The sequence below is a fragment of the Streptomyces sp. NPDC005070 genome, from assembly GCF_053600395.1.
Genome location: NZ_JBSFZS010000226.1, coordinates 1 through 6,659, shown reverse-complemented (window position 1 = coordinate 6,659; position 6,659 = coordinate 1). Strand labels below are relative to the sequence as shown.

12 protein-coding genes are annotated in these 6,659 nt (G+C 64.3%); all 12 read right to left on the bottom strand.

What is annotated here, in order from left to right:
• Positions 1 to 79 precede the first annotated feature (79 nt).
• Complete coding sequence (locus tag ACWEBX_RS36215; protein WP_355760888.1) at positions 80 to 736, bottom strand: adenylate kinase; 657 nt, start codon at positions 734 to 736, stop codon at positions 80 to 82.
• A complete protein-coding gene (secY, locus tag ACWEBX_RS36210; protein ID WP_451888990.1) occupies positions 736 to 2,049 on the bottom strand; it encodes a preprotein translocase subunit SecY in 1,314 nt (437 codons plus the stop codon). The genes ACWEBX_RS36215 and secY overlap by 1 nt, the downstream gene beginning before the upstream one ends.
• A gap of 243 nt (positions 2,050 to 2,292) precedes the next feature.
• Positions 2,293 to 2,748 carry a 50S ribosomal protein L15 gene (rplO, locus tag ACWEBX_RS36205; protein WP_189190330.1) on the bottom strand — a complete coding sequence of 152 codons (456 nt, stop codon included), beginning with the start codon at positions 2,746 to 2,748 and terminating at the stop codon, positions 2,293 to 2,295.
• 3 nt (positions 2,749 to 2,751) lie between these two features.
• Positions 2,752 to 2,934, bottom strand: coding sequence for a 50S ribosomal protein L30 (gene rpmD, locus ACWEBX_RS36200; RefSeq protein ID WP_055553514.1), 183 nt, complete (start codon positions 2,932 to 2,934; stop codon positions 2,752 to 2,754).
• Complete coding sequence (gene rpsE / locus ACWEBX_RS36195) at positions 2,934 to 3,536, bottom strand: 30S ribosomal protein S5 (protein WP_055513610.1); 603 nt, start codon at positions 3,534 to 3,536, stop codon at positions 2,934 to 2,936. The genes rpmD and rpsE overlap by 1 nt, the downstream gene beginning before the upstream one ends.
• A 66-nt stretch (positions 3,537 to 3,602) precedes the next feature.
• Positions 3,603 to 3,986, bottom strand: coding sequence for a 50S ribosomal protein L18 (gene rplR, locus ACWEBX_RS36190; RefSeq protein WP_060901491.1), 384 nt, complete (start codon positions 3,984 to 3,986; stop codon positions 3,603 to 3,605).
• A gap of 3 nt (positions 3,987 to 3,989) precedes the next feature.
• Positions 3,990 to 4,529, bottom strand: coding sequence for a 50S ribosomal protein L6 (gene rplF / locus ACWEBX_RS36185; RefSeq protein WP_451888989.1), 540 nt, complete (start codon positions 4,527 to 4,529; stop codon positions 3,990 to 3,992).
• 24 nt (positions 4,530 to 4,553) lie between these two features.
• On the bottom strand, positions 4,554 to 4,952 hold the full coding sequence (gene rpsH / locus ACWEBX_RS36180; RefSeq protein ID WP_055614920.1) for a 30S ribosomal protein S8: 399 nt from the start codon (positions 4,950 to 4,952) through the stop codon (positions 4,554 to 4,556).
• Between the two features lie 210 nt (positions 4,953 to 5,162).
• Entirely contained in the window at positions 5,163 to 5,348 is a 186-nt protein-coding gene (locus ACWEBX_RS36175; protein WP_003948630.1) for a type Z 30S ribosomal protein S14, read from the bottom strand.
• Between the two features lie 5 nt (positions 5,349 to 5,353).
• Positions 5,354 to 5,911 (bottom strand): 50S ribosomal protein L5, encoded by a 558-nt coding sequence (gene rplE / locus ACWEBX_RS36170; RefSeq protein ID WP_037626984.1) that lies wholly within the window; start codon positions 5,909 to 5,911, stop codon positions 5,354 to 5,356.
• On the bottom strand, positions 5,911 to 6,234 hold the full coding sequence (rplX, locus tag ACWEBX_RS36165) for a 50S ribosomal protein L24 (protein WP_328449240.1): 324 nt from the start codon (positions 6,232 to 6,234) through the stop codon (positions 5,911 to 5,913). Before rplX ends, rplE begins: the two co-directional genes overlap by 1 nt.
• A gap of 2 nt (positions 6,235 to 6,236) precedes the next feature.
• Positions 6,237 to 6,605 (bottom strand): 50S ribosomal protein L14, encoded by a 369-nt coding sequence (rplN, locus tag ACWEBX_RS36160; protein ID WP_003998823.1) that lies wholly within the window; start codon positions 6,603 to 6,605, stop codon positions 6,237 to 6,239.
• Positions 6,606 to 6,659 lie beyond the last annotated feature (54 nt).

Here is a 6,659-nt window from a genome sequence, read left to right as displayed (position 1 = left end):
CGGTGAGGGTGCCGCGGCCGATGCGACGTACATCTTCACGCTTCCCGCGGTACGCGCACCGCGGAGCGGACCGCGGGGACTAGGCGTCCTCGCGGGCCAGCGCCTCCATCGAGCGCGCCGTGACGTCTTCCACCTTGCCGAGCGCCGGGATCGTGACGACCAGGCTCTGGGCGCGGTAGTAGTCGATGATCGGCTCGGTCTGCGTGTGGTAGACCTCCAGCCGCGTACGGACGGTCTCCTCGGAGTCGTCGTCACGCTGGTACAGCTCGCCGCCGCAGACGTCACAGACGCCTTCCTGCTTCGGCGCCTTGTACGACACGTGGAAGACGTGCGAGGAGTCGTTGCGGCAGATGCGACGGCCCGCGATACGGCGGACCACCTCGTCCTCGGGGACCTCCAGGTCCAGCACCGCGTCCAGCTTCATGCTCTCGCTGCTCAGCATCTCGTCCAGCGCCTCGGCCTGCGAGACGTTGCGCGGGAAGCCGTCGAGCAGGAAGCCGTTCTCCGCGTCGGGCTGCTCCATCCGGTCCTTGGCCATGGCGATGGTGACCTCGTCCGGCACCAGTTCGCCCTTGTCCATGTAGGACTTCGCCAGCTTGCCGAGCTCCGTCTGCTGAGAGATGTTGGCGCGGAACAGGTCGCCCGTTGAGATGTGCGGGATCGCCAGATTCTTGGCGAGGAACGCGGCCTGCGTTCCCTTCCCGGCACCGGGCGGCCCGACGAGGACGATTCGCATCAGCGGAGGAACCCTTCGTAATTGCGCTGCTGAAGCTGACTCTCGATCTGCTTCACCGTCTCAAGGCCTACACCCACGATGATGAGGATGCTGGTGCCACCGAACGGGAAGTTCTGGTTTGCCCCGAAACCAACCAACGCCACTGTCGGCACGAGAGCGATCAGCCCCAGATACAGCGAACCCGGCCAGGTGATCCGGTTGAGTACGTAGCTGAGGTACTCAGCGGTCGGCCGGCCAGCCCGGATGCCCGGGATGAAGCCACCATACTTCTTCATGTTGTCGGCGACTTCCTCGGGGTTGAACGAGATCGCCACGTAGAAGAACGCGAAGAAAACGATCAGAAGGAAGTACATCGCGATGTAAATCGGGTGGTCACCCTTGGTCAGGTTCTGCGTGACCCACGTTTTCCACCCGGAGTTGCCCTTCGAGAACTGGGCGATCAGGCTCGGAATGTAGAGCAGCGACGACGCGAAGATGACAGGAATCACACCTGCCTGGTTGACCTTCAGCGGAATGTAGGTCGACGTGCCGCCGTAGGAACGGCGGCCGATCATGCGCTTCGCGTACTGGACGGGAATCCGGCGCTGTGCCTGCTCGACGAAGACCACCAGACCGACCATGCACAGACCCACGGCGATGACGGTGCCGAACTCGATCCAGCCGCCCGCCAGCTTGCCCTGGATCTTGACGGTCCACAGCGCGCTCGGGAAGGTCGCGGCGATCGAGATGAACATGAGGATCGACATGCCGTTGCCGATGCCGCGGTCGGTGATGAGCTCACCCAGCCACATGACGACACAGGTACCGGCGACCATCGTGATGACCATCGTGACGGTGGCGAAGATCGACTGGTCCGGCACGATCTCCGAGGCCACGGGGCAGCCGGAGAAGAGCGCGCCGCTGCGGGCGGTGGCCACCAGGCCCGTGCCCTGCAGGATGGCGAGCGCGACCGTCAGGTAACGGGTGTACTGCGTGATCTTCGCCGTGCCGGCCGAGCCCTCCTTCTTGAGTGCTTCCAGCCGCGGGATCACCACGGTGAGGAGCTGGAGAATGATGCTCGCCGTGATGTACGGCATGATGCCGAGCGCGAAGATCGTGATCTGCAGCAGCGCGCCGCCACTGAACATGTTGATCAGACTGAACAGCCCGCGGTTCGAGTCGGCCGCGTTCATGCACGTCTGGACGTTCTTGTAGTCGACGCCGGGGATCGGGATGTGGGTACCGACCCGGTAGACCACGATGATGCCCAGCGTGAACAGCAGTTTCTTGCGCAGGTCGGGCGTCCTGAACGCCCGGGCGAACGCGGTGAGCACGGTGCCTCCTGCGACCCCCGCGCTACCGCGTCCGAGGGTGAGTCTTGAGGTTCGACGGATGACTGACAGCTAACCAACAGTCAAAGCCCGTCCGGAGTTCCCCTTAGGCGCGCCGGACGAAAATTAACAGTGCAGGCCACCTTACCGGCGACACTGCCCCCCTTGGAACGACCAACCGGGGATGCCCCATTTGTGGGGCATCCCCGGTCGGGATCGTTCAGGTCATCGAGACGCCTGCTGAAATCAGACGAGCTCGGTGACGGTACCGCCGGCGGCGGTGATCTTCTCCTTGGCGGAGCCGGAGACGGCGTCGACCGTCACCTGCAGCGCCACGGAGATCTCGCCCTGGCCGAGGACCTTGACGAGGCTGTTCTTGCGAACGGCACCCTTGGCGACGAGTCCCTCGACGGTGACCTCGCCACCCTCCGGGTACAGCGCGCCCAGCTTGTCGAGGTTCACGACCTGGAACTCGGTCTTGAACGGGTTGCGGAAGCCCTTCAGCTTCGGAAGACGCATGTGGAGGGGCATCTGGCCACCCTCGAAGCGCTCCGGAACCTGGTAGCGGGCCTTCGTGCCCTTGGTACCACGACCAGCCGTCTTACCCTTCGACGCCTCACCACGACCAACACGGGTCTTGGCGGTCTTGGCGCCCGGGGCGGGACGGAGGTTGTGGATCTTGAGCGGGTTGTTTTCCGCCATGATCTAGTCGACCTCCTCGACCGTCACGAGGTGGCGGACGGTGTGAACCATTCCGCGGAACTCGGGGCGGTCCTCCTTGACGACCTGCGTGTTGATGCCCTTGAGACCAAGGGAGCGCAGGGTGTCACGGTGGTTCTGCTTGCTGCCGATGTACGACTTCGTCTGCGTGACCTTGAGGCGCGCCATCAGGCACCCGCCCCGGCACGTGCACGAAGGAGAGCCGCGGGAGCGACGTCCTCGAGGGGCAGACCACGGCGAGCCGCGATCTCCTCGGGACGCTGCAGGCCCTTGAGGGCCGCCACGGTCGCGTGCACGATGTTGATCGCGTTCGAAGAACCGAGCGACTTCGACAGGATGTCGTGAACGCCGGCGCACTCGAGCACTGCACGCACGGGACCACCGGCGATAACGCCGGTACCGGGGGAAGCAGGCTTGAGCAGGACGACGCCCGCGGCCTTCTCGCCCGTGATCGGGTGCGGGATGGTGCCCTGGATACGGGGGACCTTGAAGAAGTGCTTCTTGGCCTCTTCAACACCCTTGGCGATCGCGGCCGGCACCTCCTTGGCCTTGCCGTAACCGACACCGACGGTGCCGTCACCATCGCCTACCACGACAAGCGCGGTGAAGCTGAAGCGACGACCACCCTTCACAACCTTGGCGACGCGGTTGATCGCGACAACGCGCTCAACGTACGCGGTCTTCTCGGCAGCAGCGCCGCCGTCACGGCCCTTCCGGTCCCGCCGCTCGCCGCCACCGGCACCGCTTCCACGGCGCTGGGGTCCAGCCATTGGATTACCTCTCTCTTTTTCCGCTAGCTACGCAGCGACAATCAAGTCGCTAGCGCGACGGGCGACTCAGAACTTGAGTCCGGCTTCGCGGGCGGCGTCCGCCAGGGCGGCGATGCGCCCGGCGTACTGGTTACCACCACGGTCGAACACGACAGCCTCGACACCGGCGGCCTTGGCGCGCTCGGCGACCAGGGCGCCGACCGACTTCGCCTGAGCCGACTTGTCGGCCTCGCCACCGCGGATCGTGGTGTCCAGGGTCGACGCCGACGCGAGGGTGTGACCCTTAACGTCGTCGATGACCTGGGCCACGATGTGACGGTTGGAGCGCGTCACGACCAGGCGCGGACGCTCAGCCGTACCCGAGATGTGCTTGCGGATCCGGATGTGACGACGCTTGATGGCAGCACGCTTGTAAGCGTCGCCCTTAGCAATCTTGACACCGTATGCCATGGCTTACTTACCCGCCTTTCCGACCTTGCGACGAATGACTTCGCCCTCGTACTTGACGCCCTTGGCCTTGTACGGGTCGGGCTTGCGCAGCTTGCGGATGTTGGCCGCAACCTCGCCGACCTTCTGCTTGTCGATTCCCTCGACCGAGAAGTGCGTCGGGTTCTCGACCTTGAACGAGATGCCTTCGGGCGCCTCGACCGTGATCGAGTGGCTGTAGCCGAGCGAGAACTCCAGGTTGGAACCCTTCGCCAGGACGCGGTAACCGACACCGCTGATCTCGAGCTTCTTCACGTAACCCGTGGTCACGCCGGTGATCATGTTCGCCACCAGCGTGCGGGACAGGCCGTGGAGGGCCTTGTTCTGACGCTCGTCGTTCGGGCGGGTGACGTTCAGAACGCCGTCCTCGCCCTTAGCGATCTCGATCGGCGCCGCGAGGGTGTGGGAGAGGGCGCCCTTGGGGCCCTTCACCTGCACCTGGCGGCCGTCGATGGTGACGTCCACGCCGGCGGGAACCGTGATGGGGAGCTTGCCAATACGCGACATAGCTGTTTCCTCCGTTCCCTTCCGCTACCAGACGTAGGCGAGAACTTCTCCGCCTACGCCCTTCTTGCCGGCCTGCTTGTCGGTGAGGAGACCGTGCGACGTGGAGATGATCGCCACGCCGAGGCCACCGAGCACCTTGGGCAGGGAGGTGGACTTCGCGTACACACGCAGACCCGGCTTCGAAATCCGCTTGATGCCCGCAATGGAGCGCTCACGGTTCGGGCCGAACTTCAGCTCGAGGACGAGCTTCTTGCCGACCTCGGCGTCCTCGACCTTCCAGCCGGTGATGAAGCCCTCCTGCTGGAGGATCTCCGCGATGTGCGACTTGATCTTGCTGTGCGGCATCGCGACATCGTCGTGGTACGCCGAGTTCGCGTTACGCAGACGAGTAAGCATGTCTGCGATGGGATCAGTCATGGTCATGAATTGGCCTTCGGCCTCTCTCGCCGGGGTTTCCTGTATGCGCCATCCCTCTCCCCACTCAGTGGCGGGACGGGTGCGGTGCGGGGACCTACGGCGTAGTAAGTCGTCTGGGCGTCAGGCGCCCAACCCTCCTAGCCTAAGCCATGGAGAGGTGGGCACCTGACAGAGCCCTTTACTTACCGAGAGTCCTGGAACCCTGAATTACAGGGACTACCAGGAGCTCTTGGTCACGCCCGGCAGCTCGCCACGGTGAGCCATCTCACGAAGGCAGACGCGGCACAGGCCGAACTTGCGGTACACGGAGTGCGGACGACCGCAGCGCTGGCAGCGCGTGTAGCCACGCACACCGAACTTGGGCTTACGAGCAGCCTTGGCAATCAGAGCCTTCTTCGCCATCTCGCTTACGCCTCCTTGAAGGGGAAGCCGAGGTGACGGAGAAGGGCGCGGCCCTCAGCGTCGTTGGTCGCCGTGGTCACCACGGTGATGTCCATACCCCGGGTGCGGTCGATCTTGTCCTGGTCGATCTCGTGGAACATGACCTGCTCCGTGAGACCGAAGGTGTAGTTGCCACGGCCGTCGAACTGCTTGGGGGACAGACCACGGAAGTCGCGGATGCGCGGAAGCGCGAGCGACAGGGTGCGGTCCAGGAACTCCCACATGCGGTCGCCACGGAGCGTGACGTGGGCACCGATCGGCTGACCTTCACGCAGCTTGAACTGCGCGATGGACTTGCGGGCCTTGGTGATGGCCGGCTTCTGACCGGTGATCGTGGTCAGGTCACGGACGGCACCGTCCATGAGCTTCGAGTCACGGGCGGCGTCGCCGACACCCATGTTGACCACGATCTTGACGAGGCCCGGCGTCTGCATGACGTTCTCGTAGGAGAACTCTTCCTGCAGCTTCGCCGCGATCTCCTCGCGGTACTTCGTCTTGAGACGCGGAGTGGTGGTGGTAGCCATCAGATGTCCTCACCCGTCCGCTTGGCAACGCGGATCTTGTTGCCCTCTTCGTCGAAGCGGTAACCGACGCGCGTGACAACCTTGTTGCCGTCCTTCTCAACGACCAGCTGGACGTTGGAGACGTGGACGGGCGCCTCGGTCGTGACGATGCCACCGGCCTGAGAACCCTTGGCGGTCGGACCGGCCTTCGTGTGCTTCTTGACCCGGTTGACACCCTCGACCAGGACGCGCTCATCGCGCGGGTAAGCGGCAATGACCTTGCCCTGCTTGCCCTTGTCCTTACCGGTGATGACCTGAACCAGGTCGCCCTTCTTGATCTTCATGCTTACAGCACCTCCGGCGCGAGCGAGATGATCTTCATGAACTTCTTCTCGCGCAGCTCACGGCCGACGGGGCCGAAGATACGGGTGCCGCGAGGGTCGCCGTCGTTCTTCAGAATGACGGCGGCGTTCTCGTCGAAGCGGATGTACGAGCCGTCCGGACGGCGGCGCTCCTTGACGGTGCGAACGATGACAGCCTTGACGACGTCACCCTTCTTCACATTGCCGCCGGGGATCGCGTCCTTGACGGTGGCGACGATCACGTCACCGATGCCCGCGTAGCGGCGACCGGAGCCACCGAGCACACGGATGCAAAGGATTTCCTTCGCACCAGTGTTGTCGGCGACACGCAGTCGCGACTCCTGCTGGATCACGTCTATCTCCTGTTTGTCTGCCGGTTCCCGGGGCGGGATCGCTCATCGCGATCC

Bases quoted from the DNA above. Each gene is read 5' to 3' on its own strand.
- ACWEBX_RS36215 (WP_355760888.1), bottom strand. From the start codon at position 736: ATGCGAATCGTCCTCGTCGGGCCGCCCGGTGCCGGGAAGGGAACGCAG.
- rplO (WP_189190330.1), bottom strand. From the start codon at position 2,748: ATGGCGGAAAACAACCCGCTCAAGATCCACAACCTCCGTCCCGCCCCG.
- rpmD (WP_055553514.1), bottom strand. From the start codon at position 2,934: ATGGCGCGCCTCAAGGTCACGCAGACGAAGTCGTACATCGGCAGCAAG.
- rpsE (WP_055513610.1), bottom strand. From the start codon at position 3,536: ATGGCTGGACCCCAGCGCCGTGGAAGCGGTGCCGGTGGCGGCGAGCGG.
- rplR (WP_060901491.1), bottom strand. From the start codon at position 3,986: ATGGCATACGGTGTCAAGATTGCTAAGGGCGACGCTTACAAGCGTGCT.
- rplF (WP_451888989.1), bottom strand. From the start codon at position 4,529: ATGTCGCGTATTGGCAAGCTCCCCATCACGGTTCCCGCCGGCGTGGAC.
- rpsH (WP_055614920.1), bottom strand. From the start codon at position 4,952: ATGACCATGACTGATCCCATCGCAGACATGCTTACTCGTCTGCGTAAC.
- ACWEBX_RS36175 (WP_003948630.1), bottom strand. From the start codon at position 5,348: ATGGCGAAGAAGGCTCTGATTGCCAAGGCTGCTCGTAAGCCCAAGTTC.
- rplE (WP_037626984.1), bottom strand. From the start codon at position 5,911: ATGGCTACCACCACCACTCCGCGTCTCAAGACGAAGTACCGCGAGGAG.
- rplX (WP_328449240.1), bottom strand. From the start codon at position 6,234: ATGAAGATCAAGAAGGGCGACCTGGTTCAGGTCATCACCGGTAAGGAC.